Source organism: Alkaliphilus oremlandii OhILAs (genome assembly GCF_000018325.1).
GTDB lineage: Bacteria > Bacillota > Clostridia > Peptostreptococcales > Natronincolaceae > Alkaliphilus_B > Alkaliphilus_B oremlandii.
This window is the reverse complement of record NC_009922.1, coordinates 748,972-774,868: the sequence shown is the minus strand read 5'-3', so window position 1 is coordinate 774,868 and position 25,897 is coordinate 748,972. Positions and strand designations below refer to the sequence as shown.

General features: G+C 35.5%; 23 protein-coding genes. 3 read left to right on the top strand and 20 right to left on the bottom strand.

Annotated features, from left to right (window positions below; translation table 11 throughout):
* Positions 1–29 precede the first annotated feature (29 nt).
* Positions 30–1,658, bottom strand: a complete 1,629-nt coding sequence (locus tag CLOS_RS03630) for a YceG family protein (protein ID WP_012158570.1) — start codon at positions 1,656–1,658, stop codon at positions 30–32.
* 1,119 nt (positions 1,659–2,777) lie between these two features.
* Here CLOS_RS03630 and CLOS_RS03625 point away from each other — a divergent pair.
* Positions 2,778–3,050 (top strand): hypothetical protein, encoded by a 273-nt coding sequence (locus CLOS_RS03625; RefSeq protein WP_012158569.1) that lies wholly within the window; start codon positions 2,778–2,780, stop codon positions 3,048–3,050.
* A 105-nt stretch (positions 3,051–3,155) separates the two neighbouring features.
* Here the strand turns inward: CLOS_RS03625 and CLOS_RS03620 are convergent, their stop codons facing one another.
* From CLOS_RS03620 to CLOS_RS03585, 8 genes are all read right to left on the bottom strand, one after another.
* Entirely contained in the window at positions 3,156–4,856 is a 1,701-nt protein-coding gene (locus tag CLOS_RS03620; RefSeq protein WP_012158568.1) for a DUF4179 domain-containing protein, read from the bottom strand.
* Position 4,857: 1 nt separating this feature from the next.
* Positions 4,858–5,427: an RNA polymerase sigma factor gene (locus CLOS_RS03615; protein WP_198006317.1), complete on the bottom strand. Its 570-nt coding sequence runs from the start codon at positions 5,425–5,427 to the stop codon at positions 4,858–4,860.
* Positions 5,428–5,630: 203 nt separating this feature from the next.
* The gene (locus CLOS_RS03610) at positions 5,631–5,810 is read right to left on the bottom strand and encodes a helix-turn-helix domain-containing protein (RefSeq protein WP_012158566.1); all 180 of its coding nucleotides are present in this window, start codon (positions 5,808–5,810) and stop codon (positions 5,631–5,633) included.
* 101 nt (positions 5,811–5,911) lie between these two features.
* The gene (locus CLOS_RS03605; protein WP_012158565.1) at positions 5,912–7,078 is read right to left on the bottom strand and encodes an iron-containing alcohol dehydrogenase; all 1,167 of its coding nucleotides are present in this window, start codon (positions 7,076–7,078) and stop codon (positions 5,912–5,914) included.
* Positions 7,079–7,199: 121 nt separating this feature from the next.
* A complete protein-coding gene (gene helD / locus CLOS_RS03600) occupies positions 7,200–9,509 on the bottom strand; it encodes an RNA polymerase recycling motor HelD (protein WP_012158564.1) in 2,310 nt (769 codons plus the stop codon).
* A 359-nt stretch (positions 9,510–9,868) separates the two neighbouring features.
* On the bottom strand, positions 9,869–10,561 hold the full coding sequence (locus CLOS_RS03595) for an RluA family pseudouridine synthase (protein WP_012158563.1): 693 nt from the start codon (positions 10,559–10,561) through the stop codon (positions 9,869–9,871).
* Positions 10,562–10,573: 12 nt separating this feature from the next.
* On the bottom strand, positions 10,574–11,437 hold the full coding sequence (locus CLOS_RS03590; RefSeq protein WP_012158562.1) for a class I SAM-dependent methyltransferase: 864 nt from the start codon (positions 11,435–11,437) through the stop codon (positions 10,574–10,576).
* Positions 11,438–11,470: 33 nt separating this feature from the next.
* Positions 11,471–12,901, bottom strand: a complete 1,431-nt coding sequence (locus tag CLOS_RS03585) for a glycoside hydrolase family 10 protein (RefSeq protein ID WP_012158561.1) — start codon at positions 12,899–12,901, stop codon at positions 11,471–11,473.
* 178 nt (positions 12,902–13,079) lie between these two features.
* On the opposite strand from CLOS_RS03585, the gene CLOS_RS03580 reads away from it, so the two are divergent.
* Both CLOS_RS03580 and CLOS_RS15195 read left to right on the top strand, forming a co-directional pair.
* Positions 13,080–13,571 (top strand): ferritin-like domain-containing protein, encoded by a 492-nt coding sequence (locus tag CLOS_RS03580; protein ID WP_012158560.1) that lies wholly within the window; start codon positions 13,080–13,082, stop codon positions 13,569–13,571.
* Between the two features lie 50 nt (positions 13,572–13,621).
* Positions 13,622–14,533, top strand: a complete 912-nt coding sequence (locus tag CLOS_RS15195) for a sensor domain-containing diguanylate cyclase (protein WP_012158559.1) — start codon at positions 13,622–13,624, stop codon at positions 14,531–14,533.
* A 58-nt stretch (positions 14,534–14,591) separates the two neighbouring features.
* On the opposite strand, the gene CLOS_RS03570 is transcribed toward CLOS_RS15195, so the two are convergent.
* From CLOS_RS03570 to CLOS_RS03530, 11 genes are all read right to left on the bottom strand, one after another.
* Complete coding sequence (locus CLOS_RS03570) at positions 14,592–16,307, bottom strand: ABC transporter ATP-binding protein (protein WP_330360313.1); 1,716 nt, start codon at positions 16,305–16,307, stop codon at positions 14,592–14,594.
* 10 nt (positions 16,308–16,317) lie between these two features.
* Positions 16,318–18,069: an ABC transporter ATP-binding protein gene (locus tag CLOS_RS03565; RefSeq protein ID WP_012158557.1), complete on the bottom strand. Its 1,752-nt coding sequence runs from the start codon at positions 18,067–18,069 to the stop codon at positions 16,318–16,320.
* A gap of 126 nt (positions 18,070–18,195) precedes the next feature.
* Positions 18,196–18,345, bottom strand: coding sequence for a hypothetical protein (locus CLOS_RS16425; protein WP_334290429.1), 150 nt, complete (start codon positions 18,343–18,345; stop codon positions 18,196–18,198).
* Positions 18,346–18,359: 14 nt separating this feature from the next.
* On the bottom strand, positions 18,360–18,485 hold the full coding sequence (locus tag CLOS_RS16275) for a hypothetical protein (protein ID WP_278183747.1): 126 nt from the start codon (positions 18,483–18,485) through the stop codon (positions 18,360–18,362).
* 241 nt (positions 18,486–18,726) lie between these two features.
* On the bottom strand, positions 18,727–19,743 hold the full coding sequence (locus CLOS_RS03560) for a helix-turn-helix domain-containing protein (RefSeq protein ID WP_012158556.1): 1,017 nt from the start codon (positions 19,741–19,743) through the stop codon (positions 18,727–18,729).
* Positions 19,744–19,897: 154 nt separating this feature from the next.
* Positions 19,898–20,209, bottom strand: coding sequence for a DUF4491 family protein (locus tag CLOS_RS03555; RefSeq protein WP_012158555.1), 312 nt, complete (start codon positions 20,207–20,209; stop codon positions 19,898–19,900).
* A gap of 85 nt (positions 20,210–20,294) precedes the next feature.
* On the bottom strand, positions 20,295–21,185 hold the full coding sequence (locus tag CLOS_RS03550) for a M15 family metallopeptidase (protein ID WP_012158554.1): 891 nt from the start codon (positions 21,183–21,185) through the stop codon (positions 20,295–20,297).
* A 23-nt stretch (positions 21,186–21,208) separates the two neighbouring features.
* Entirely contained in the window at positions 21,209–21,886 is a 678-nt protein-coding gene (locus tag CLOS_RS03545; protein ID WP_012158553.1) for a YczE/YyaS/YitT family protein, read from the bottom strand.
* Positions 21,887–22,106: 220 nt separating this feature from the next.
* Positions 22,107–24,110, bottom strand: a complete 2,004-nt coding sequence (locus tag CLOS_RS03540; protein ID WP_012158552.1) for a TRAP transporter permease — start codon at positions 24,108–24,110, stop codon at positions 22,107–22,109.
* A complete protein-coding gene (locus CLOS_RS03535; protein WP_012158551.1) occupies positions 24,103–24,669 on the bottom strand; it encodes a DUF1850 domain-containing protein in 567 nt (188 codons plus the stop codon). The genes CLOS_RS03540 and CLOS_RS03535 overlap by 8 nt, the downstream gene beginning before the upstream one ends.
* On the bottom strand, positions 24,650–25,642 hold the full coding sequence (locus tag CLOS_RS03530) for a TAXI family TRAP transporter solute-binding subunit (RefSeq protein ID WP_012158550.1): 993 nt from the start codon (positions 25,640–25,642) through the stop codon (positions 24,650–24,652). Before CLOS_RS03530 ends, CLOS_RS03535 begins: the two co-directional genes overlap by 20 nt.
* Positions 25,643–25,897: the final 255 nt, after the last annotated feature.

Genomic DNA, 25,897 nt, shown 5'->3' with positions numbered 1-25,897 from the left:
ATAAATCCCCCCATATTTAAAATAGTTCATTATTGAAAAAACCATAGAAATCCTTTTTTCAGCTTACTTTCTTTTTCTTCCCTCTTATTTTTTTCAGGCCTTAAGTCAAACTTAAAATTCTCCAATTTATGAATATCGTAATAATAAGGATCTATACCATTTTCGATATTATTATATCCCGTTGGCGTTAAGATTACGATATCGAACCCTACAAGGTGGAGAAAGGAAATCACAATAAGATCTTCTTCACTGAAGGTCGCTTCATTTCCACTAAAAATAACCAGCTTTGGTATTTGAAGTGGATAGTCGAATTTTTGAAGCAAATCTAAATATCTTTTGTCTAGACCTAGAACCGTGTATAGTATTTTCGTTTTAAAATCCCTCGTTACAGGAAAAGTAAAGATATCCAATGAAGCCATCAGTTCTTCTACCTTGTCTAAAACCAGATTCTGTACGGAAGTTCTAAGGTAGCCAAATCGGTACTCCGGAATATGCCTTACCTTTTCTCGATTCAATTGCCCCTCCATATTTAATATACCCTGAGTCACTGCAAAGCCACGTTTATTATTGAATGGAATTTTCTCAACCAATATGGTATTTTCTTCTTTTTCTATCAATTTATTAAAATTATCCCAATACTCCTGGATGTCCATTGTAGTTCCACTGATCTTTGCAAATATATTTGGAATATAAATGCGCTCATCCTGTGCCTTAAAGCCTTCTCTAAATCGAGCATCTTCCTTCCAGAGGATAAAGAGCTCGTCATAAGTGGTTTTCAATGTGCGTGCTTCTACTTTATAGTCCTCAAACTGCCAAGGTCGATAGACACCGCTTTCATCCGTATGGAGAACACGATCAATCTCCTGAGAAGCTCGATAGGCAACAGTTTCCCTTCTCACTACCTTTGGCTCCTTGGGAAAAGGTTTTATGGATTCTCTATGGGGATATTCGATTACATTGGAATATACGTTGATGTTTTCAATTTCCCTAAATTTATTGCCTTCGTTCGTATGCAAATATAGGATATCACAGCCAATAAGCGATAAAAATATTAGAAAATAAATTTCATCTCTTTGGATGTCTCCATAAAACAAAACCTTTGGATTAGTATTTCCATATTCATACCCACTTAAAAGCTTAATTGCATATTTCTTCAGCCAATATAAAAATTTTATATAAAAATTTTTAACAATATTCATGTTGGACTGATTTCTCATAAAGATATCCAACAATATGGAGAGCTTATCCTTAATCAGTTGATCCTTCACTGGATTGATTGAAGGAATTAAATCTCTCTTTAGTGTAGATTCTACGATTAATTTAGGAATGGGTACACTCATTGCCTCTATATGACGCCAATATTCATTGACCTTTTGAATGAAATCGTGATCAATAAATTTATCCAGTCCCTCTTCAATTCGTAGATAAATATCGCCCAGCGCTTTTAATTTTTTATGTAGCTCAAGAAGCTTTTCCTCGTAGATACTTTTATCCTCTATTCCAATAATTCGATAGAATAAAACAGGTGTTACCATAATCTTTTGATTAAAAGCAAATCCACGTCTTTCTCTTGGAAGCGTAAAAATATCTTCATATACATTATCAGTTTTTAAGCTGATTGTATTTATAGCAAGTTGAGCAAATTGTCCTTTTTCCATAGGCCCAATTTCTCCTCCAGTCCTTCATATTATTATAACGAATAGGAAAGTTCTACTTACAAAAAGCCTTCAAAGGAGAACTTTTCCGTACATGAGTTTCAAGAAAAGCTTCCTCACAACGCTCCTCATAGAAGCTTTTCTTATAACGAATAGGAAAGTTCTACTTACAAAAAGCTTTTAAAGGAGAACTTTTCCGTACATGAGTTTCAAGAAAATCTTCCTCTCAACGCTCCTCATAGAAGCTTTTCTTATAACGAATAGGAAAGTTCTGCTTACAAAAGATTTCAAAGAAGAACTTTACCGTACATGAGTTTCAAGAAAAGCTTCTTCTTAATGCTTCTATAGAAGCTTTTCTTATATAGATATACAAGTTTTAATATATTTAAAACATATTCCTATCTTAATTTTAACAAATATTATAGAATAAATATCAATATTCTATAATTTAGACTTAAATAGATTCCCGTACTTCATCATTATACTATTCTATGCCTTTTTATTTCTACACTTATAAAAGGATTCCTCTATTTAAATCAACAATCCTTCAATCTCTTATATTACAATATGATGACATTTTAAAAAAACAGTAGTATTTTTTACCATAATTGTATATACTAATTGTGTAGATTGAATTGTCTTAAAATTTAGAAACTATGAAAGGAGGTCGCACCATGAAAAATATAAATCTAACATCCAATGGGAACTGCCTACAATTCCATATATTTTATACTCGACCTACCTTTACTGAAGGCATCTGCTAGTACAATATCTATCCTTTGTGCTCGCTGATATTTTATAAAGGAAATTGATACGCCATAGGTTGTGTATGTACTGCCTATGGCTTTTATAATGCCTCTTTTTTGAAGGAATGATTCTGTATTTTCTATACTACATTCTTTCTAGGAATATAAACGCATATGAATAAGCCATGGGTAAATTTACCTGTGGCTTATTTATTTTTTTGAGCACTTGAAACGCTACGCTCTATCTAGATTTGAGTGCGACATAAAATTTGTAGGTGGAAAGGAAAAAATTTATTTGGAGGAGGTGATTTGCATGAAATTACTTTAAATTTTCAACAATGGCGTTTCAATTCTAAAATATAGAAAGGAGAGATCTATGATGATTTATTTAAATGAAAAAGAGTATTCCGATATTTACCATTTAGAAAAACAACAATATACTTTAGGAGGTAGAGTTTTCATGTCTTTATTGAGTTTATCCTTAAAACTTAGTTATTTTAACATCAACATTAGTGTTCATAGTGATGAAACAAAGAAAAAGGAAAAGGCTGCACTTGCCATTCAGCAAGAGCTACTATTACAGGATTCTTTTAAAAGAAGAGATCAAGCACAAAAAGAGTTCTACTATTTAAACAGTCATATCCTCTAATCAGTCCAGCTTTGAAGATTTCTATTAAAAAACCGAACACTGAATATACATAAGAAAAGCCTGTTTGGTAGCTCATACTACTAAACAGGCTTTCCATATATCTTTTTATTTTTCAACGCTTGGTCTTTCTTTATATTTCTTTAACTTAAAGGATACGCTTCCTGTAGCATTTCGGTTCTCTTCATAGCCTTCAATTTGGATCCTTACAGATTTTATGGATTCATCTAAAGTATCCTTTAGTTTTAGATCTTCTATCTTTTCTTCTTTTGTTTCATATTCATAATAATTTACAAAGCTCGAACTTACCATATAGTCCCCAGCAGGATAATCTTTAAAATCTTGTGCCGTATTATTTAAAAGAATATCGTAGCTTAACACCCTTCTATCCAGAAGATTATCCGGAACTAGAGGTTTCACCGCATACAGCGTCTCTGTGTATCTCTTATTGTTGATCAAGATTTCAAACATCAATCGCTCAAAATATTTTTCGCCTAAATTATCCATTGAAACCCTAATAAGATTTTCGTCTCCTCGAACATTATTTACCCTTATCTTGCTACCTAAATATTCAAAGTCCTGTGGAAATGGTTTTTGGGGGCTAATTTCTAATGTTTTCTGTTCTTTGACCGCAATCTCATAATCCTCCACGGTTATTTTGATTTTCTTTGGTATTTCAAAGTACATGGTATCAAAAGATATACTGCCTTTAGTGGGACCAAAAGGATCTGGGTACATAGAACCTCTTCCAAAACTTTTCATTCGATTATATAACTTTCCATCAGCTTCCATCGTAATATTTCTTAAAGAGTTCAATATATACGCTGGATCCTGCCTTTTATTAAAGTGATAGGTCAATGTGGTCATTGTTGGAGATATGATCAGTTTATCAAAGGTAATTGTATGTCCATCCAAGTCCATCTCTTCATGGATATCAAAAATTTTGGACTTTGAAGGCTGCACAGGAATCTTAACCGTCCATAGCCCATCTACGATTCGATCTCGATGCTTATCGTAATAATATTGACCTCCGATGGCATGAGGCAACCGTGTTTCTCCATCCGAAATAACTTCTAATGCGTTAATAACCAACTCGATCTCTTCATAATCCGAAGCTATAGGACTAAAGGCTACTACTGCTCTCGTGATATTTTCTTCTGGGGAATGAAGTATAAAATCCCCCATGATTCCAGATTTATCTGTAGGTTCCCCCGATGTATCCGGGGAAAGATAATTGAAGTTCCCATTTGCAAATGTACTTTCCCTCCATCGTATGGGCGCATATTTTTTCTCCCCTTTTAAATCCTCCACTTCGATTAAAAGAACGGTGTTCATATCATCAGCCATAATGCTCTCTACAGTAATTTTAATATCTTGGTCCTCAGTGGATATACCTAATTTTTCGCCATATCCCTCTGTAATGAGCTGCTCTATAGACTGGCTTTCCTCCAAACTTTTGCTCTTCCACTCTTCAAAATAGGATTTGATTCCTTCCTCTGCAAAAACACCAGTGATCAATACAGCGATTAAAGCAGCTACGAAAATGGCGGTTCCCACTCTTCGTTTCGGCTTCTTACCTAATTTTTTATTATGCTCTACTTTATTTTTAACACTTTCCATAAAACCTTCAGGTACTATCATGGCATTTCCCATAGATTCTACATAGCCAATGCTCTCTCGAATTTCTTTTATCTCTTGCTGGCATCTGCTACAATTTTTGATATGGTGTTCTACAGCGAGGTAGCTTTCTTTATCCAATAGATCCTCTATGTAATCTATAATCTTTTCCTTAACATCCTTACATAACATCCTATTCCACCTCCTCAATATTGCTTCTCAGCAACTTTAACCCTCGATATATTCGCGACTTTACCGTACCAATGGGAATGCTTAAAATCTCTGCGATTTCCTCCTGGGAATATCCAGTGATGTATTTTAAAACCAGCACCTCTCTATGGTTGGAATCCAGCTGATATAATCCTTCTTTCAGCTCTAAATTCATATCTGTTCCCTGCTCCACTTCATTTCTTTCTAAATCCTTCAACGCCACGACTTTTTCTCTATTCTTTAATATTTTTTTGCATTGGTTAATAAATATGGCAGTGACCCATGTTTCGAAAAATCGTTCTTCCCTCAATTGATTTACATTTTCATAAACCTTCATGATGGTGTTTTGAAAAACATCCTCTACATCGTGATGATGGTATAAATAAGCCCATCCAATTTTATAATACTTGTCCTTTCGACTGCCGAACCAATCATATAAAGGCTCTAAATTATTCTTTTCTATTTCTTTTTTCAAAGTTTTAAAGGAATTATTGATATCGCTACTATTGGGTATGGTAGCAGTGGATGCCCTGGCCAGTTTATCTATATTCACAATTTCCACCCCTTTCACCTAATTAGAGTTTCTAGATATAGAAAAAGTTCCCTTCTATTTTTATATTTCTACAAAATAAATTTGTTCACGTACACTGGCAAGCTTTATAGGAACGAAATCTTTAACTATGTTAGAGATTTCAAGAACCCAAAATAAAAACATCTACCCTAGGGTAGATGTTTTTATTTTATATTCACATTAAATTACTCATTGATTGAATAATAGCAACGCTTTGGAGAAGTTATTTTTTCATCCTTCTTTAAATCTTTAATCGCCTTATCCACATCTTTTTTATCGATGCCTGCCTTTTCTGCAATTTCTCCTGCTTTTAAAGGCTCTCCTGCTTCTTTCAATGTTTTTACTACCAACTCATTTATATCCATGAAAATACCTCCCTATATGTAGTTATACAAGTATATCTATATCCAAATTGGCTCCACTTAAACAATATTCATATAGTTTTAAGGATTGATAACTGTAAGCCTTATTCATATGCAATTTTTAAAATCTCTAAAATATCTTCTCTATATAGCTTTTTAATAGCACCATGAGGCGCTTGCATCGCTGCATTATCCGCAATTCTATCTAAATCCTCATATTTTACGCCGATTTCCTTCAGTGTGACAGGGGCATTTAAACTACTGAAAAAGCTTTTTAATTCTTCGATTCCTTTTAAAGCCTTTTCTTCTTTCGTACCCTCTGTAATATTAAAAATTTGCTCTGCAAATCGTTCAAACATATCGATATTGTACGAATATACGTATTTCATCCAAGCAGGGAAAACAATCGCAAGACCTGCACCGTGTGCAACCCCATATAAAACACTTAAGCTATGCTCAATACCATGGGAAGCCCAATCTCCGCCGCTTCTTCCAACACCGTTACTTCCATTGAGTCCAAGGGTTGCACACCATGCGAGCTGTGCCCTCGACTGATAATTCGTTGGGTCCTCTAGCAATATTTTTGCATGTTTCATCGTAGAGCGAATAATCCCCTCAGAGTATTCTACTAAAACATCCACATCTTCTGTTCCATCAAAATACAGCTCAAAAACATGAGCCATGGTATCGATGGCAGTATTGGCAGTTTGATTGGGAGGTAGCGTTGCCTGTACACTTGGATCAATGATACTCACCTTAGGATACATCACAGGGGAGCCGCAGCTCCACTTTTTATTTTCAGCTTCATTCGTAATTACGGAGCCTGCGTTCATTTCTGACGCCGTTGCCGATATGGTTAATACGCCAAAGAAAGGCATCCCACTTTTCGGCTTTTCTTTCCCCTCGTAAAAATCCCATACATTACCGTCATAATGGCATCCAATAGAAACTGCTTTCGTCGTATCGTATACACTACCACCGCCGATTGCTAATAGAGCATCAACGTTTTCTTCCTTTGCCTTTTGTATTGCCTCTTGCACCTTGCTTAAAACAGGGTTCGGCTGTACGCCGGATACTTCCACATATTCGATCCCATGCTCTTTAAGAGAATTGACAACTTCATCATAAACGTCGTTTTTAAAAATAGAGCCTCCACCGTAAATCATTAGAACCTTTTGAATCCCATGTTTTTTTATTTCTTTTCCTATTTGTTGAATGGTTCCCTGTCCGAATATGATCTTTGTTGGATTTTGATAGACAAAATTTTTCACTCAATTTCTCCTCCTTTTTAATTTTTGTACCAATAAGAAGTTATATCGCTCATAGCCCTGTATATAATTTCCTATTGGTAAACCATTTATATCCGTATGCCAAATACGATATTATATATTTCTATAGTCTGTAAAGAAATTCCTCTAAACCCTCCAATATTTTAGAAGGATTATTTTCGTAGAATAGATCTACCGTATGAAGTCCTCTGGTGATTCCAATATAGAGCAGCTTTATGTCGATTGGATTGATATTATAGTTCTCCTCGCTTACATCCCACAAGATTACTCCATCGAATTCAAGACCTTTCGATAAATAGCTGGGCATTAATACGACGCCATCTTTAAAATCCGTGGTTTCATCTGTCAGTAGATACGTCTCAGGCAATTTCTTTTTTATTATGTCATAGGCGATTTCGGTCGCTTTTAAATCCTTGCATATGATTCCTATGGAGGCCTGATCTTGATCTTTTAAACGTTGAACCCTATCGACTATTTTATGAACCATTTCTTCTTGATTGAAACATTTTATTAAGCTCGGTTGATCTCCATGGCGGAATACTGGCTCTGCCAAAATAGCTTCTAGATGATCGCATTTTTTTATCACTTCATTTGCTAAATCTACAATTTCTACTGTGGATCGATAGCTGGTTGTTAAAATATGAAAATCATAATGTTTGTCTTGGAAAACCTTTTTCATTACGTTGGACCAGCTATTGATTCCTTTATAGGAATAAATCCCCTGAGATAAATCTCCAACAAAAGTAAAAGAGTCATTTAAAGAAATTTCCTTTAGAACACTGATCTTGAATTCATCAAAATCCTGTGCCTCATCCACAACGATATGGGTATATTTGTTTTTATCCTCTAACCCAAAGAGCTTGATGTGGATATATGCAAGAGGGGCCAAGTCCTCATTTTTATATACTTTATTATTTAAATCTTCCTTACAGCAATGGATGATTTTACGAAATACATCCAGGTCAATTCTAGAGCTAAAGGCTACGTGAATCTGCTCTTCTTCAAAGATAGCGGTATAAAAATTGAAAATATTCAGCGGGCCTACTTTACGAATATAATCATTTACAGATACCGTAATATTTTTCTTAATTTGTTTTATCTTTTCATCTCTTTCCTCGTATATTCTTATGATTTCAGGTCTTACTAAATCTATATCTTCTACCGTACTTTTCAGTGTCTGAATTTTCTCCTTGTACATCCACTCTATTTTCTCTTCAATGCTACCAATGTCATTTTTCAATCTGATCTTTAAGTATTCCTTCAACTTATTTACCCTTTCATTCAAGGATAAATGTAAATTGCTGATCATAAAGATTTCTTGAATCTTTTTATATTCAAGGATGGGGATTTCATACATACAGATATCCTCTTTCGGAAGTAATTCCTTTTCAAGAATCTTTAGGTGATTATCGATTACTTTCTTAAATAAAATCGAGCCTTTCAGTTTTGCTAGATTGGCAACAACAGATCGATTTTCATTTTTAGAATCCATTAAGATATTTAAATCATCCATCCCTTGTTTAATTTTTATTTTCTTACGAATCAGCTTCAATGCCCATGCCTCAAAGGTTGTTTGAAAAACTTCATCTACACCTAAATCTGGTAAAATCTCCGATATATAATTCAAGAACAATTGATTCGGTGCAATGACCATATAGTTTGAATTTCCTATGTTCTTTCTATTTAAATACATGAGATATGCCATCCGGTGAAGGGCTATGGTTGTTTTACCACTTCCTGCCACACCTTGAACTACTAAAGGCCGATGCATGCTACTTCTGATAACCTTATTCTGCTGATCCTGTATGGTAGCGACGATTTCCTTCAGACGCCCTTGGTTGGATTTGCTCAACGCATCAATTAAAAACTCGCCCTTTCCCTTTAAACTATCCTCAATCCGATCTTCCGATCTTTTTTCATCGAATATTTCAAGTAATTCGCCGTTTCTAATCTCATATCTTCTTTTTAGATACATCCTTCCACAGATATCTCCATATGGCGCTCTATAGGATACCTCTTCGCTATGTCCACTGTAATAGATATCGGATATAGGTGCACGCCAGTCTATAACTATAGGGGTTTCTTTTTGACGATCGTGGAGTCCGTGCTTGCCGATGTATATCCTCTCTATTTCTTCTCGATTCTTTTCTTGAAAGTCTACACGTCCAAAATAAGGGGAGTCTTTTGCTGCCAGTATTTTTTTCATATCTTTTTCAGCAAATTGTTGTAGCTGCTGTTTCGCAATGAGCCGTTCATCCATTAGATGGGTCACTGTTTTTCTAATATCCTTGATCTCCTTATTCAAAATTTCTTCCTTATGTTCCAAATATTCTTTCTCAGAGTCCACCCAATCTAATACAGTTTCTAGATTTTTCTTTTCTTCGGTATAATCACAATGATTCCTTGCATTCATCCTATCCCTCCATTCTAGTGTTACAATGCAAAATGTATTTCAATTGTAATGTAAAAAAACCTTTTATACAAATTGCCAATATATCATTGTGCTATGTACCTTATCTATGAAATTTATATCCCTTAATTTTTCTATCTTTTTTAACTTTTCTCTTGCCTATTTGGTGTTTTTTTGATAGACTAGTGATATTAGAAGTGCCATTTTTAAAAAGTAAATTTTTACCTTTTTTGAGTTTTTAAATGAAGTTTACTCACTAAACTTCTATGCTTGATTTCCTACCCAGTTTAAAATACTGTTTTCAGTTTCAAATAATCAGGACAAATTTTAAGGATAGTTTTCCATTGGAAAACTATCCTTTTTTATTCGAATCCATTCATTTGAAACATATTCCAAGGCATCCTTTTCTCTGGTAAGCTAGTAAATACCATATCTTCCTTAGAGGTAGGGTGCTGACAAGCAATTTCATGGGACCAAAGTGCAATCTGCTGTCCTACTTGATTTACACCTTTTCCATATCGCTGATCTCCATGTAAAGGGTTGCCGATGGTAGCAAACTGTACACGAATTTGATGGGGCCTTCCAGTGTGCAGATTGATCTTTACTAAGCTATAACTTTCTACAGTTTCTACAATTTCATAATCCAAGATCGCCTCTTTTGCACCTTCCCTGTCTTTTTTTACCACGGATACAATGTTGCTTTTGTTATCTTTCAGTAGATAATGAACCAACGTTTCTTTCTCTTTCATCGGTCTTCCATGAACAACTGCCATATACGTTTTCTTAAATTCTCTTTTTCTTATTTGATCCGACAGCCTAGCAGCCGATTTTGAGGTTTTAGCAAAAACCATGACGCCGCCTACTGGCCGATCCAATCGGTGGACAAGCCCTAAGTAAACATTACCCGGTTTATTATATCTTTCCTTAATGTCTTCCTTTAACAAGGTGAGCATATCTAAGTCCCCTGTATGATCCTCCTGGGAAAGAATATTGGAGGGTTTTTCTACGACCAACAGATGATTATCTTCAAAAAGAATCGGTATTGCCACTTTCATTGAAATATCCTCCTACTCTTCCCATCGACCATAAATGCCACACGGAAGAACGATATCCTTTCCAGATACAGGAATGCCCACTTCTCCGCAAGAAATTTTACCTTGATACTTTGTTCCCACAGTGGATTGTAGAATATTGCTTAACACATAAGGTGAGAATCCAGCCGTATAAGAATTGATTAGGAAAAATAGTGGATCTGGAGAAAGAATGTCCAAACATTCTTCAACAAAGCTATAGAGAGAATCTTCTATTTTCCAAACTTCCTTATTCGGACCTCTGCCATAGGATGGTGGATCCATAATGATGGCATCGTAGGTCTTTCCTCTTCTTTTCTCTCTTTGTACAAACTTCATGACATCATCCACAATAAATCGAACTGGTTTATTTCCAAGACCGGATAATTCCATATTCTCTTTTGCCCATGTCACCATGCCTTTCGATGCGTCCACATGGCATACCTCTGCACCTGCATAAGCAGAAGCAACGGTGGCGCCTCCTGTGTAGGCAAATAGATTCAATACCTTAATCGGTCTGCCAGCAGATTGTATTTTTTCCATCATCCATTTCCAGTTGACCGCCTGCTCCGGGAAAAGCCCTGTATGTTTGAAGCCTGTAGGCTCTATGTAAAATGAAAGTGGTCCAAAGGAAATTGTCCATCTCTCTGGCAGCTTTCTTTTATACTCCCACTCTCCACCGCCTTTACTGCTTCTATGGTAATGGGCATCTGCATTCTTCCACTCTTTACTAGATTTTTGAGCAGACCAAATCACCTGTGGATCGGGCCTTCTTAAGGTGTATTGTCCCCATCGTTCTAGCTTTTCCCCATCTGCTGTATCAATCAATTCATAGTCTTTCCATTCATTCGCTAATAACATACGTTCACTCCTTGTAATATTGTGTTGGTCTATCTATTTTTTGTACATTTTCTCCAAATTATCCTTCAGCCCTAGGGGGTTATTTACAATAGATTTTGCCCTAAAGAATATGCTGCCCTTAACTTCTGGAATCATCCGATTATATTCTATTTGATCTAAAATTTCAAGAGGATTTCCCCAAGGAGTAGTTCCAGCTTCTACTTTATAAGCTGCTTGTCCAATGTATAATTCTACTTTTTTATTTTGAACCACGTTGGACCACCAGTTGATCAATTCTTTATATTCCGCTCTATCGTAGCCAATATGCCAATATACTTGTGGTGCGATATAATCCAGCCAACCATTTTCAATCCAATATTTCGTGTCTGCATATAAGCTATCGTAGCTTGTAACGCCACCTCTCGTATTGGATCCCTTCGGGTCATCCGCCTTATTTCGCCATATACCAAATGGACTAACACCCAATACTACAGTGCTTTTTTCCCGCTTTATCGACTGGTATAAATTTTGTATAAAATCATTGATGTTATTCCTTCTCCATTGCTCCTTCGTCTCACTCGCTGTCCGTCTATAGCTTTGATACAATTCCTCGTCTGGAAAATCTCCTTCCTTTTCTGGATACGGATAGAAATAATCATCTAAATGCACACCATCGATGTTATAATTTTTTACAACCTCTAGTATACTATCAATGACAAATTGTTGCACCGCTGGAATACCTGGGTTGTAGAAAAGCTTTCCACCATAGGATACCACCCAATCGGGATTCTTTTTCGCTGGATGACCCTCAGCTAAAGCATTCCGATCTTCCTTTACACTGACACGATAGGGGTTGAACCAAGCATGGAACTCCATATTCCGTTTATGAGTTTCTTCTATCATAAAAGCCAATGGATTGTATCCAGGGTCCTTTCCCTGAACCCCTGTTAAATATTCTGACCATGGTCCATATTGGGAAGGATAAAAGCTATCTGCACTGGGTTTAATCTGCACCATAACGGCGTTCAATCCCGCACTTTTCAGTCCATCTAACAAAGCTGTAAACTCGCTTTTTTGATCCTCTACAGCCAATCCTTTCTTTGAAGGCCAATCCAAATTATATACAGTGGAGATCCAAGTAGCTCTTAGCTCGGCGTCTTTATGTATTTCTTCTTTTTTATCTTCTGTGGATGTGGTCTTTTCTTTTGATACATCTTCCTGTTCCACAGCTTTTTCAAGAGCCTCCACACGATGGTCTACACTCTCGCTCTCATTTAAACCTTCCTTTGCTTCTATAGCATTTTTCTCACTTGGGCTCCCATCTTGTTTCAGTATGGCAGAATCCTTCTCTGGGTGAGAAGAAGCATTTACTTCAATGGGTTGATTGAACCATATATTGCCTATATTGGAACAGCCTTGCAGCAGTAAAATCGATGACAATCCTATGGCACTGGTGATTCTTAAAATCTTTTTATTCGTATTCAATCTCAGTCCTCCTAAAATACAAGTTATCTTATTTATTATAACAATACTTTTAGCAATACTTCTACCGTATTCTTTAACTAATCTGCAAAATATGTATTATTTTTGATTTTTTTATATAAATTATGGGTATACATCCTTTATACTTTATTATTATGATTTTCAGAAGGGAGTTTTTAAAATGAATGAAAAAGAATTGACCATCATTAAACAAGCGATTTTGAATGAAATTGAGGGCTATGAGTTTTACAACATGGCGGCACAACAGGCAGGCACCAGTGAAAGCAAAGAAGCTTTCAAAGAATTAGCCAATGAAGAACTAAAGCATGCAGAGTATTTGAAAGAGCTTTTTAACAAGGTGAAAAATAATCCAGGGGATGATTTTAAGCTTTCTTTCTTAGAGAATCCACCTTCTCCTAATATCTTTGATTGGAAGAAGCTGGATCGTCAATATACAAGTCTTGCTATGTCTGTATTTGGCATCGGCATACAAATGGAAAAGGCTTCTATCGATTTTTATGAAGAGGCAAAAGCAAACACAAACTATGAAGAAGCAAAAAAATTCTACGATATTTTAATTCAATGGGAAAAGGTACATCTAAATCAATTTACTGAACAATATAATCTTTATAAACAAGATTGGTGGAATGAGCAAGAGTTTGCACCGTTTTAAGTAGTCGCATCCAATAGGTTTCCTATGCCTACAATTGAGGGGGATTCAATATGCTGCAAGACCTTAATAATGATGATTTATTAAAGATTTATAGAGCTACCTTTGATAACGCATACGATATTATCCTGTATTTGTCTGAAGAAGGAAATATACTGGCTGCCAATAAAATGGCTGTAGAAAAGTATGGATATACTTATGAAGAGCTTCTTTCTATGAACATACGGGATTTAAGACACTTTACCACAAAATATGATTATGAGGATCAAATGACATTGTCAGAATCTGGTGGCCTCTTGTTTGAATGCACCCATGTAAGTAAACATGGTACTGCATTTCCCGTGGAGGTTAGCTCTAGGACTATAGAATTTAATAACCATCGCATCAGAATCCATATTATTCGTGACATTACAGATCGAAAGAAAATTGAGGATAAAATCGTTTATTTGGCTAAATATGACCCCCTAACGAATATACCCAATAGAGCCAATATTATTTCCCAATTGGATGACGCTATTAAAGAAGCTGAATTTGATCAGGAGAACCTGGCTTTCTTAATATTTGATTTAGATAAATTTAAGATGATCAACGATACCTTTGGTCATCCTACGGGAGATAAAGTTCTTCAATACGTAGCAAGCACCGTTCAGGGATTATTGAGACCCTATGATTCCGTTGGTAGATTTGGTGGCGATGAGTTTGTCATTATACTTAGAAAGATTAAAGGTCATCGTGATGTTCTTTCCGTTGTCAATCGAATTTTCGATGTATTTAAATCCCCCACAATTCTTGAGGACAATCACATTCAAATCAGTATCAGTATTGGCATCTGTTTGCTTTCGGAAGCAAAGAATAGAGATTCTTTAATCTATCAGGCAGATACTGCAATGTATGAAGCTAAAAAAACACTAGGATGTAGTTCTGCATTTTATGCCAATATTCCATCCAATAAGAAAAACTTCTAAAAAATGCACCCCATTGCTAGATGGAAAATCTAACGTTTGGCGGTGCATTTTCCTATTATTAAATAATCCAGCCCTTCGCTTCTTCCTGCTCCTTATACATATTGAAATACCGTTTTTTATTTTTTAGCAGTTGCTCATGGGTTCCAATTTCTTCAATCTTTCCATCATTCAATACAATGATCTGATCCGAATTTACGATTGTATTTAACTTATGGGCAATTACAATTACGGTTTTCCTCTCTGTTAATTTTCCCAGGGATTTCTGGATTTCTATCTCATTATCTGCATCGAGCGATGCCGTCGCTTCGTCTAAAAGTATGATGGGCGCATCCTTTAAAATGGCCCTAGCGATGGATATCCTCTGCTTCTCTCCCCCCGACAATGTGGACCCTCCCTCTCCCACCATGGTATCATACTGATCTTTCAAGTTGTTTATGAAGTCGTGGCAATTGGCAAGTTTCGCTGCCCTTATCACATCCTCATGACTAGCATCGGGTCTACCCAGCTTTATATTGTTATATATAGTATCATTTAAAAGGTATACCTCTTGAAACACAACACTCATATGACTAAGTAAATAGTCTGGACTGATTTCAGATATATTCCTTCCTCCGATTGTGATCAATCCTCTATCATGATCCCAGAACCTAGCAATAAGACTGGTTATTGTGGTTTTTCCAGAACCAGAAGGTCCTACCAACGCCGTTGTAGTTCCATCTTTTGTTTTAAAGCTTATATTGCTTAGTACCGCCTTCTCCTTTTCATATGCAAATGAAACATCTTTAAATTCTATATCAAAATTTTCGAATTCTACATGATCTCGAATATATTCTAAAGGCTTTCTTGCATAGGTTGCTTTTATTTTTTCAGCAGCAAGTTTGAGTACTCTATATTCTGGATATTGGGTCGACAATGCTTTTAATACATTGGTTAATGAAAGACTTATAATTAGGAATGTAATTAAAGTCTTCTCATCTATATTACCGCCTAAAAGCGCATACGTACCTGTCAATAAAACGATTGGCAATATTAAATCTGCTAATATTTGAAATACTAGAACAAAAGGCGATATTGAAAGTTCGATCATTATACTTTCTTTTTTAAATCTCCTAAAAGAATCTTCCAATCTTTTAAATTTATCTCCCGTTTGATTATATGCTTTGAAGACTTTTACGCCATTGATATATTCAATGACTCGGGAGATTACATCACTTAATACAGCTCTTTTTCTTAACCCAAATTTCTGTGCCATCTTACCACTTACTATTAAAATTGGGATTCCTATGATGATGGTAATCAGCTGTGCTAAAGCAATTCTAGGGTCTATAAAAAATGACATGATGGTGATATAGGGTATTAATACGGCTGCTTTTACAATATCTCCTAAGCTATGGGTTATAATTCTTTCAAAGTCTGTTACATCTGTTGTTAATATATTCATCAAATCACCGATGCTATTTTTATTGAAATATCCTAAATTTAAGTTTCTTATATGATCTCCCAAACTTACCCTCATGTCCTTTATCATATCGGAGCCTCGAAGATGATTCAATTTATATCCCATACTAATCATTGTGCATCTAAATATAAAAGCAATGATTAGAATAACCGTATATGTCTTAAGTTTATCCATACTAAAAGAGTCTTTATTGATATCCATCAGTACATTATAAAGAACGCCGATAAAAGCCATATGTCCGATGCTATCCAAAAACATAAGGAGTACTGGTAATTTTAATTTTTTTATATCCTCTCCGATTACACTTTTTATCATAAGGATCATCCTAGGCACCTCCCTTTACAGCTAAGCTTTCATTTTCTATATAAGCTTCCCACATATCCCTGTAGCGTCCATTTCTATTCAATAGTTCCTCATGGGTCCCCTCTTCTTTGATCTCACCCTGATCAAAAACCACTATTTTATCTACATTTTTTATGGTATGAAGTCGATGGGCTATCATAATGGTTGTTTTCCCCTTGAACATATTTTCAAGAGCTAATTGTATTTTTCTCTCGTTTTCTATATCTGCATAAGAGGTAGCTTCATCAAATATAATAATGGGCGCATCTTTTAATATTGCCCTTGCAATGGATACTCTTTGTTTTTCTCCACCACTAAGCTTTATACCACTTTCCCCCATCTTGGTTTTATACCCGTTCGGTAAGGTGGATATGAACTCATGGATCTGTGCCTTCTTGGCAGCCTCTATTACGTCTTCGTAGGTTGCATGTTCATTTCCCATCCGAATATTCTCATATAAGGTATCCTCCAGCATAAATATATCTTGAAATACAAATGCCAAAGAGTCCATTAGACTTTCCATGGCTATATCTTTTATATTTTTATCATCGATTAATATTTCCCCCTCACTTACATCCCAAAACCTTCCTATGAGCTGGGCTAAAGTGGTTTTTCCTGCACCGGATGCACCTACAAAAGCATTAATCGTTCCCTTTTTTAAGGTCGTATTGATCTTGTTTAACACATTCTTGTCCTCATATCTAAACGAAACATTTCTTATTTCTATATCGTAGCTTCCATCATTAGATAAAGTGTAACGACCAGCTTCTTGCTTGGGGATATCTAAAATATTTTTAACTCTACTTACGCCCTCAAATATCATAGAAAAGTTTCCACCTAATTCTAATAAGATTTTAAATGAATTAAAGAATCCCATACTGATGACGATGAATAGAAGATATGTTCCTAGATCCATACCATTATTGATATAGAAATATCCTCCTAAGGGTATGGTGAATAGTAATCCCGAATCCATAATCACTATAAAAATCGAATGCGGTTGTGAGTTTGTTTCAGTTATTTCCTTCCAATAATCCGCATACTCTTCTATAGATTGTCTATACTTTTGAAAAGATAAGGAAGATACATTGAACGCTTTCATTACAGAGATCCCTTGAATAAATTGAACGATGGTTGCATTCATATTTTCCAGTAAGTTGAAATAATGCTGCATTCTTTTTTTAAAATTTTTAAACAGCACACGCTGAATCATTACGCCTATGATTACTGGTATTAAAAGAACCAATGCCATCTTGTAATTTAAATATAAAAGATATAGGAACATGATCAATGGTGCTACTACTGCGGCAGATATGTCCGGTATATGATGGGCTAGGAAATTCTCCATCTTCTCTATATCTTCATTTATAATCTTTTTTAACTCTCCTGAGGTCTTATTTGTAAAGAAACCTAGATTTAAATTGCCCATATGCTTTATTATTTTCATTCTTGTATCATATAGAATATTAAAAGCAGCAACATGAGAAAATGCACCCGACGCCACAAAAAACAGGATCCTTACCATGATAATAGCGGATACTAATATTGCTAGATTTACGATTTCCCGATAAACCACATTCCCTTCAAATAGAATCATTATAATTTTATATATGATCAGAAAAGGTGCAAAAGACAATATAGAACTTATTACACTTAAAATCACAGCTAAAAATAATTTCTTTTTTTCACCTCCAGCTAAATATAATAAATAGCTTAAATTTGATTCCTTTTTCATCGCTCCAACTCCTTTCTATAGCCTATAGTATATTTATTGAAAATGATTATCAACTCCAAGAAGTAGTATTTTTACTCCTAAAAATAGATTGGCTGAAAAATTATTTTAATTTCAATTAATTTCAGATCAATGTAAACAACATCGTGTAATTTTCAGAAACGCAATTAAAATATAATTCACAATAATGTTCACAGCTAAACCGATTCCCATCATGATTGCTACTGACTTCATTTTTCCTTCCGCTCGTACAATCATATTTCCAGCTAGGCCATACATCCAGAAAAAAGAACCTAAAATTGTAATTCTAAAATAGCGATCACTGCTGGCCATGATAATTCAAACATAACCTTCCACATATTATTGGATAAAATAAATTGTTTTTGATCTTCTTTTGAATTTCTTGTAGATCCACTCAAATTAACTCCTCCTTATGATTATAATTTACTACTACGCCACTCTTTCTTTATAGAGATGGCTATTGATCGGATGATATTTAGAGCATTTCAATTGAAACGCTATTTTAAAGTTCTTTCTAATTAAGCTTAATTGTATATAAATTGCATCCTTATTGATAATAGCTATCAACTCACCAGAGTATTATTTCTACTCCTAAAAACAAATGCTCCTATACAAAAAAGCCATAAATAATATTTTCTATTACTTATGACTTTCAATATTTCTATTAACTTTTCTACATTCACTGGGCGTTATATTAAATTTAAGCTTAAATGCCTCTGAAAATTTACTAGGATTCGTATATCCTACGTCATTTGCTATTTCTAAAATGCTATTCTCCGTATTCTCTATTAAATATTTTCCTTTATACAGTCTCATTTCTCTTAAATAACCGTAGGGCGTATTATTAAATAATTCTTTAAATCCCTTCTTTAATTTATAAGAATTTATATTACACATTTCTGATAATTCTTCGATAGTCGGAGGATGCTCAATATTCTTTACTAATATATCCTTTGCCTTATATATATTTTCTTTATCTGATTGTGTTAAATTGATCTCTTTTCTTTTTATAAGACCATAATTTATACTCTTCGATATGATTTCTATGAGCTTACTTTGACATAGGAGTAAACTTGTGACCTCTTTAAAGTTATAATTATACTTAAGTAGGTCCTGCATATCCCACTCGATGCTAGGAGGGGCTTTAATTTTAAAAGAAGTATCTCCTTTAAATATAGACGCTATGGATTTGTCCCACTCTTTTAGCATACAGGCTCCACACTCTGGGAAGAAAAGCTTTTTAAGTTCGTCACCATCCAACCCGATTACAATACCTGAATAATTGTTTAATTTTATGTGGAAGCGTGCATTCTGAGATAAATCATGATTTCTATAAAACATCAAATCTCCCTTTTTTATGTGAATCCATTGATTTTCGGCATCGAGTTTTATTCTTGCTTCTCCATCTATACAGTAAGTAATTTCAATAAAGCGTTTTTCATCTAATTCTGAATTTAGAAGTTCTCTGCAAAAATCATTGTTTTTACACAAACAAAATTCTAGGCCTTTATTTAATATGATTCTTTTGATCACACCACTGCCTAAATCATCATTTACTTTGTACTCAATATACGTCGGCTTCGTTAGCATCCGTGTAAAAAATTTTTTCTCCATGATCTTAAAGTAAACTTCGTTTATATTTCTGTTTTCCCCCATTCTTATATCCCCTATTCTAGATAGTTAATATTGATTATCATTATTATATACTATAACTGAACGAGATCCAATATGCAACTTTTTATTCAAATAGGGTTCCACAACGGATCTATTGTAAAGGCATTATCATAAAGAGGATTCTTCTATTGAGGGTCTAGTTTTTTACATTCTGCTGTTCCTTCTCCATTCTCTTTGGATTTTTCGGGAACCTTCCTTCTCGAACTCGCTGTTCTTGTTCTATAACTTCTTTAATACTCCAAAAACAACAAAAGGATAGTATTCCCAAAAAAGTTGACAGTGTCATGTGCTTTGTGACCATGGAACCAAACAATGCTACAACACCAGTGGCTAAAAATATACGAATGCATTTTCTTCCTAAATAATATTCTCCTTTGATTACAAGGGGGTGAAATGCTCCAATTAATACAAAAGCAATAAATCCATGTAAAATACCAAAGTAATTCATTTTTTACCGCCTCCTGTCCATTCTTTCATAAATAGTATATACATAAAAGTTCATCTTAAAACAAAAATAGGGCGAAATGCCCTATTTACTCTAGCCCTAAATATTCTTCTAATGTAATCCCTGCATTATATATTTCTTCTGCTACCGCTTTTCCCACATATCGAATATGCCAAGGTTCATAGGTATATCCTGTGATGTCGGTTTTTTCCTTTAAATATCGGATAATGAACCCAAACTTGTGGGCATTCTCTTTGAGCCATTTTCCCTCTGGCATATCTCCAAAGGATTCTAATAAACGAAACTCTGCACTCTGACTGGATACATCCATAGCAAGTCCTGTATGATGTTCGCTTTCTCCCGGTCTAGCGCTGAATTTATTGGCTTTTTCTTCCCCATACTGATTCACAAAGCCATTAAACACACGCTCCTGAGTACTGTAGGATCTATATCCGGAAACTGCAAATAGATGAATCTCCTCTTCCTTGGCTTGTTCAAATAGCTTCTCTAGAGAAGTAGCCGCTTCCTGCCTCATGTATTTTTTCTCATGCTCTCCTGAAAAAGAAAACTTAACATTAGGCACAACTAAATCCTCCGGTTTATAATCAGAAGCTACATGTCTCTTTTTGTTTACTACAACCAAGATATCGTTTGTATTTTCTACAAGTATTTTTTCATCATGTTGAACTGCTTCATTATCCTTTTTATTTTCTGAACCCTTGGGATTATTATCCACTCCAGTGGCTTTATTGTCTTCTGACGTATCGAGCTCCTGGTTATTGACTTCATTGGACCCATTGTTTTCTTCTACCCCTTGTGCTTCTTCAACCATGCTTCCGGCAATTACCCTTTGAACATAATTCGGCAGCTTGGTCAAGCATAAAAAAGTAGCGCTTGCTATGATCAATAGGATGCTAATGCGCATCATCACCTTAAACCGATTATTTTTTTTCCTTTTTCTTCTGTTTCTGACAGCCATATTGCCATTCCCCCTGTCGTCCTTTAATCTGCTGGTGTTTCACATTCATTTAACATAAAATAGTCTGAAAATTTTCGTTGACAAGTTGTTTTCGCATCGAAACCTTTCCACAGGAAAATCCTGTTCAATATAGCACCGCCAGTAAAGGTGGCGATTATGGTTCCTAGCCCAACGGTTCCACCAAGTAAAAATCCAGTCAGTAGAACGACTGCCTCGATTCCAGTCTTTATATACTTAACACTTAAGCCCGTTATTTTAATCAATCCAACCATCAGCCCATCCCTAGGACCTGCCCCTATTTCCAACTTTAAATACAAATACAATCCATAGGCTTGTACCGTTAGAGCATAGATTAGAACGATTACTTTGAAAAACAGGTTCTCTGGAGTCATTAAGATATTGAACTTTGAGATTAAATCCACAAAAAATCCTATGCATATCATATTTAATAGGGTTCCAATCCCCGGATAGATCTTAATGAATATGGAAAAAATTACAATGATCAGACCAACGCCCTGGGTCAGCTTTCCAAATTCTAGGCCTGTTTTATTCACAATCCCTAAAACCAGTGTATCCCACGGTGCCATTCCAAAATTTAATGCTTTCGTTTGTGCAATACCATAACCAATAATGACAAAAGCCAAAATCAGTCTCGGTATTTTTTTCATATCCGTAATGAGTAATGTTTTGTTGAATACCATCTCAGCACCTCTTTATATTATATCATCAAAATTATGTATTGTAATATCTAAGACCCCTGCCAAATTTTATCTTATAAATATTACTACTAATTATACCTGCATTCCTATGAGAATACCATCTATTTTTAGAAATCTAAAAGAGTGGACTGCCATGGTTTAAAACAAAAAAAGGACCATAAGTCCTTTTTTGTCTATAATATATTTTCAAATTAATTTCTAATTAACCGACACTGGCTGTATTAATCTCTTTATTTTTTATCCTGGATTTCTGAACAAAGTAGATTAACCCTAGGGCTGCCAATCCAAAAATATCAGTAATCAATCCCGGCTTTAGTAGCAACAGTGCAGCCACGAACAATAAGCTTCTTTCGTAAATTTTACAGTGGTCTACTAAGAATCCTTCGACGGCACCTGCCAAGCAGACAATCCCTATCACCGCAGATATGACGACTGGAATTGCACTGAAAATAGGCATAAATACGACTGTGCCATTCACGACCTCCTTAACTAGGATGAGGGAAGAGTCGTAGGCGAATATATAGGGTACGATAAAGGCGGCTAAAGCCAGTTTAACTGCTTGGAATCCGGTTTTCATGGCATTGGCTCCCGCTATACCTGCCCCTGCATATGCAGCAAGTGCTACCGGTGGCGTAATATCTGCAATTACACCAAAATACAGAATGAATAAGTGTGCTGCCATTAAGTTTACATCTAATTTTATTAAGGCTGGAGCCGCCATAGTAGCAAGTACAATGTATTTTGCTGTGGTAGGAAGACCCATGCCTAAAATGATGGAAGCGATCATTGTAAAAAATAAAGTTAATAGTAGCTTTCCTTGAGCTAGAGTAACGATCAGCTCAGCGATTCTTAAGCCTAGCCCTGTTAACGTTACGGTTCCAACGATCAGTCCAGCACAAGCACAAGCACAAGCTACACCGACAGCACTTTTGCCTCCTTGCTCAAGGGCCTCAAAAAATTCCTTTCCACCAAAGGAATTATCCTTTTTGATAAGAGAAGTTGCAACAGCAATCACCATACTAATAAGGATTGCGTAAAAAGCAGAAAGTAAAGGTGTATATCCTTTTACTAAGAAAAATACAATGGCAACTAGAGGACTTAATAGATATCCATTTGCAATCATTAATTTTCCAATCTTCGGTAGTTGCTCTTTTGGAAGCCCTTTCAAGCCCAGTTTGGATGCCTCTAAATGAACCATGGTTCCTACAGCAAAATAATATAGAATGGCAGGTATTGCCGCTGCTACAACGATTTTAATGTATGGAATCCCTGTAAACTCTGCCATAATGAAGGCAGCAGCCCCCATTACCGGTGGCATGATCTGTCCTCCTGTAGAGGCAGCAGCTTCTACTGCACCAGCAAAGTACGGCTTATATCCAGTTTTCTTCATTAGGGGGATGGTAAATGCCCCTGTCGTTACGGTATTCGCAACGGAGCTACCGGATACTGATCCCATAAATCCACTGGCAACTACGGCAGTCATAGCAGGCCCACTTTTCATATGTCCCGTTAATGCATAGGCTAAATCGATGAAAAATTTTCCCACGCCCGTTTTATCTAAGAATGAGCCAAATAATATAAACATAAATACAAAGGTAGCGGATACACCTATGGGTATTCCTAAAAGTCCTTCTAATGTCAGATACATATGGCTGATGATTCTCTCCCAAGAAAACCCTCTATGCCCTAGAACGCCAGGTAAATATGGTCCAAATCTAGCATATAAGATGAACAGTATAGCTACGATTGGAAGCTCTGGACCTACGGCTCTCCTTGTAATCTCTAAGGTTAACAGAATACCCAGTGCACCAAGTAATAAGTCCATATTATTTACATTTCCACCCTTTAAGGCGATCTGCTCTACAAATACAAATAAATAACCAAATATAATTACATTTAACCCAATTAAAATATAATCCAATATTGAAACCTTCGTTTTGTTTCCCTTTTTAGTTGCTGGAAATAATAAAAATCCTAAGGTAAAAGCAAAAATAAGGTGCAATGCTCTTTGTTTTACTGAAAGTAAAGTTCCAAATCCTGCAGTATATAGATGAAAGCAAGACATGGCGATTGCTAGAATTGAAGTAATCTTACCAACAGTGCCCGTAAGCTTTCTGGACTTACTGATATCTGCATCATATTCTTCCATCAGCTTGTTTACATCCATAGCCACATCACTTTCAGTCATTAACTTTTTCTCAGTCATTGTTGTACCCCCTCCACAAATATGATAGTAACGAAATCTTCTCAGCGGTAAATCGGATGCCTTCTCTCGGTTCTGAGAAATCTAAAAAGAAATAGGTTTTTTGTCCAATATGAATCCTATGGTTGGCTTTTACAGCGCCTGTTCTATAGATTAAATTATCCATAACTTGATTCATATCATATATTCTGAATCCATCTTCCGTGATTTCAAATTCATACGGTGTCGTTGCTGGTAAGCCTGCTCCATAGGAATGGAAATAGGATTCCTTCAATAGGATATGATTCCCCTCATCTACAGTGTATCTCTCTATAACGGGAGTTAACTGTACTGAATGAGTATATTCTATATCAAATTCTTGCCCTTCTTTAATCGGCCAAGCCTTTAACTGTTTTCCTGTTTTATAATTAGATGCAACTAAAATATCGATCCGAATGATTCCCATCATCAATAATATAAATGCGAATATACCCAATATATTGGCCTTATTACGAGTCAAGATATTGGGCTTTACCCCAATATCCTGCTCAGTATTTTGACCTCTATTTAACGCCTTTTTCATTGTAGTATCTTTGCGCACCCTTGTGTACTTCAATTGGCATTCCTTTTAATGCAGTATCTAATTGAATATCATTTCCTCTTGTATGGGTATCAATGATCACTTGTCTTTTTTCAAATAAGGATTTTGTAAGGTTATACACTAGATCCTCGTCTAATTTCTCAGGGACAACGAGCATCGCCATAACCGCAGCTGTGGTAATGTCTGAATCTTGACCACTATAAGTTCCCGCTGGAATTACAACTTCCGTATAGAATGGATAATCCTTTGCTAATTGTGCTATTTTATCTTTGCCAATGGGTACAATAACGATGCTTGATGTTTGAGCAACCTCTGTAACAGCTGAAGTCGGTAGCCCTGCTGTTAAAAATGCTGCATCAATCTGTTTATTCTTTAGCTGATCTGCAGCTTCATTAAAGGATAAGAAATCTGCCTTTCCTAAATCAGCGTAAGTCATTCCATGAGCAGCCAATACCTGTCTTGTGTTGGCCTCAACTCCTGATCCTGGTGCCCCAATTGCTACTTTCTTTCCTTTTAAATCCTCTACGCTTTTAATACCAGAAGATTCTGTTGCGATAATTTGAACTAATTCAGGATATAGCATTGCCATACCTCTAATGTTTTCCATTTTAGCTTGCCCCTCAAAGGACTCCGTTGCTGTATATGCATAATGAGTGATATCATTTTGCACAAAGGCAATTTCTGTTTCTCCTTTAGATACGAGACCGATATTCTCAGTTGAAGCTCCTGTTGCCTGTGCATTCGCTGTAACCCCTTCAATGTTTTCATTGAAAATTTTTGCCATTGCACCACCTAAAGGGTAATATGTTCCTGCTGGTCCTCCAGTTGCGATAGAAATATAAGTCGTTTTACCACCAGTATTGGATCCCCCGCTTTCTTGGCTTGGACTACATCCAACACTTAAAGATGCTACTAAGGCCGTTACACACATCATCGACAATACTTTTTTTAACATTACATTCCCTCCCACATTTTGATTTTCACCCTTATTTTAGTGTAGAATTTTGTAGAAAATTCAAAAAAAAGAATAATTTTTATTTATACTCTTCATTTTTCTACTTGCACCTATTGTATAATATATTTTGAGATTTCGCCATATGTTTTTTAAATTTCCGTAACATATATTTTATTTCCCTCTTTCATTTAGAACTTTAAATGTTCTTACCATGGGAAAACAGGGCTTTTTTACAAAATAAAAAATGATGCAGCC

Bases quoted from the DNA above. Each gene is read 5' to 3' on its own strand.
- CLOS_RS03630 (WP_012158570.1), bottom strand. From the start codon at position 1,658: ATGGAAAAAGGACAATTTGCTCAACTTGCTATAAATACAATCAGCTTA.
- CLOS_RS03625 (WP_012158569.1), top strand. From the start codon at position 2,778: ATGATGATTTATTTAAATGAAAAAGAGTATTCCGATATTTACCATTTA.
- CLOS_RS03620 (WP_012158568.1), bottom strand. From the start codon at position 4,856: ATGTTATGTAAGGATGTTAAGGAAAAGATTATAGATTACATAGAGGAT.
- CLOS_RS03610 (WP_012158566.1), bottom strand. From the start codon at position 5,810: ATGGATATAAATGAGTTGGTAGTAAAAACATTGAAAGAAGCAGGAGAG.
- helD (WP_012158564.1), bottom strand. From the start codon at position 9,509: ATGAATGCAAGGAATCATTGTGATTATACCGAAGAAAAGAAAAATCTA.
- CLOS_RS03595 (WP_012158563.1), bottom strand. From the start codon at position 10,561: ATGAAAGTGGCAATACCGATTCTTTTTGAAGATAATCATCTGTTGGTC.
- CLOS_RS03590 (WP_012158562.1), bottom strand. From the start codon at position 11,437: ATGTTATTAGCGAATGAATGGAAAGACTATGAATTGATTGATACAGCA.
- CLOS_RS03580 (WP_012158560.1), top strand. From the start codon at position 13,080: ATGAATGAAAAAGAATTGACCATCATTAAACAAGCGATTTTGAATGAA.
- CLOS_RS15195 (WP_012158559.1), top strand. From the start codon at position 13,622: ATGCTGCAAGACCTTAATAATGATGATTTATTAAAGATTTATAGAGCT.
- CLOS_RS03570 (WP_330360313.1), bottom strand. From the start codon at position 16,307: ATGATAAAAAGTGTAATCGGAGAGGATATAAAAAAATTAAAATTACCA.
- CLOS_RS03565 (WP_012158557.1), bottom strand. From the start codon at position 18,069: ATGAAAAAGGAATCAAATTTAAGCTATTTATTATATTTAGCTGGAGGT.
- CLOS_RS16425 (WP_334290429.1), bottom strand. From the start codon at position 18,345: ATGTATGGCCTAGCTGGAAATATGATTGTACGAGCGGAAGGAAAAATG.
- CLOS_RS03560 (WP_012158556.1), bottom strand. From the start codon at position 19,743: ATGGGGGAAAACAGAAATATAAACGAAGTTTACTTTAAGATCATGGAG.
- CLOS_RS03555 (WP_012158555.1), bottom strand. From the start codon at position 20,209: ATGAATTACTTTGGTATTTTACATGGATTTATTGCTTTTGTATTAATT.
- CLOS_RS03550 (WP_012158554.1), bottom strand. From the start codon at position 21,185: ATGGCTGTCAGAAACAGAAGAAAAAGGAAAAAAAATAATCGGTTTAAG.
- CLOS_RS03545 (WP_012158553.1), bottom strand. From the start codon at position 21,886: ATGGTATTCAACAAAACATTACTCATTACGGATATGAAAAAAATACCG.
- CLOS_RS03540 (WP_012158552.1), bottom strand. From the start codon at position 24,110: ATGACTGAGAAAAAGTTAATGACTGAAAGTGATGTGGCTATGGATGTA.
- CLOS_RS03535 (WP_012158551.1), bottom strand. From the start codon at position 24,669: ATGAAAAAGGCGTTAAATAGAGGTCAAAATACTGAGCAGGATATTGGG.
- CLOS_RS03530 (WP_012158550.1), bottom strand. From the start codon at position 25,642: ATGTTAAAAAAAGTATTGTCGATGATGTGTGTAACGGCCTTAGTAGCA.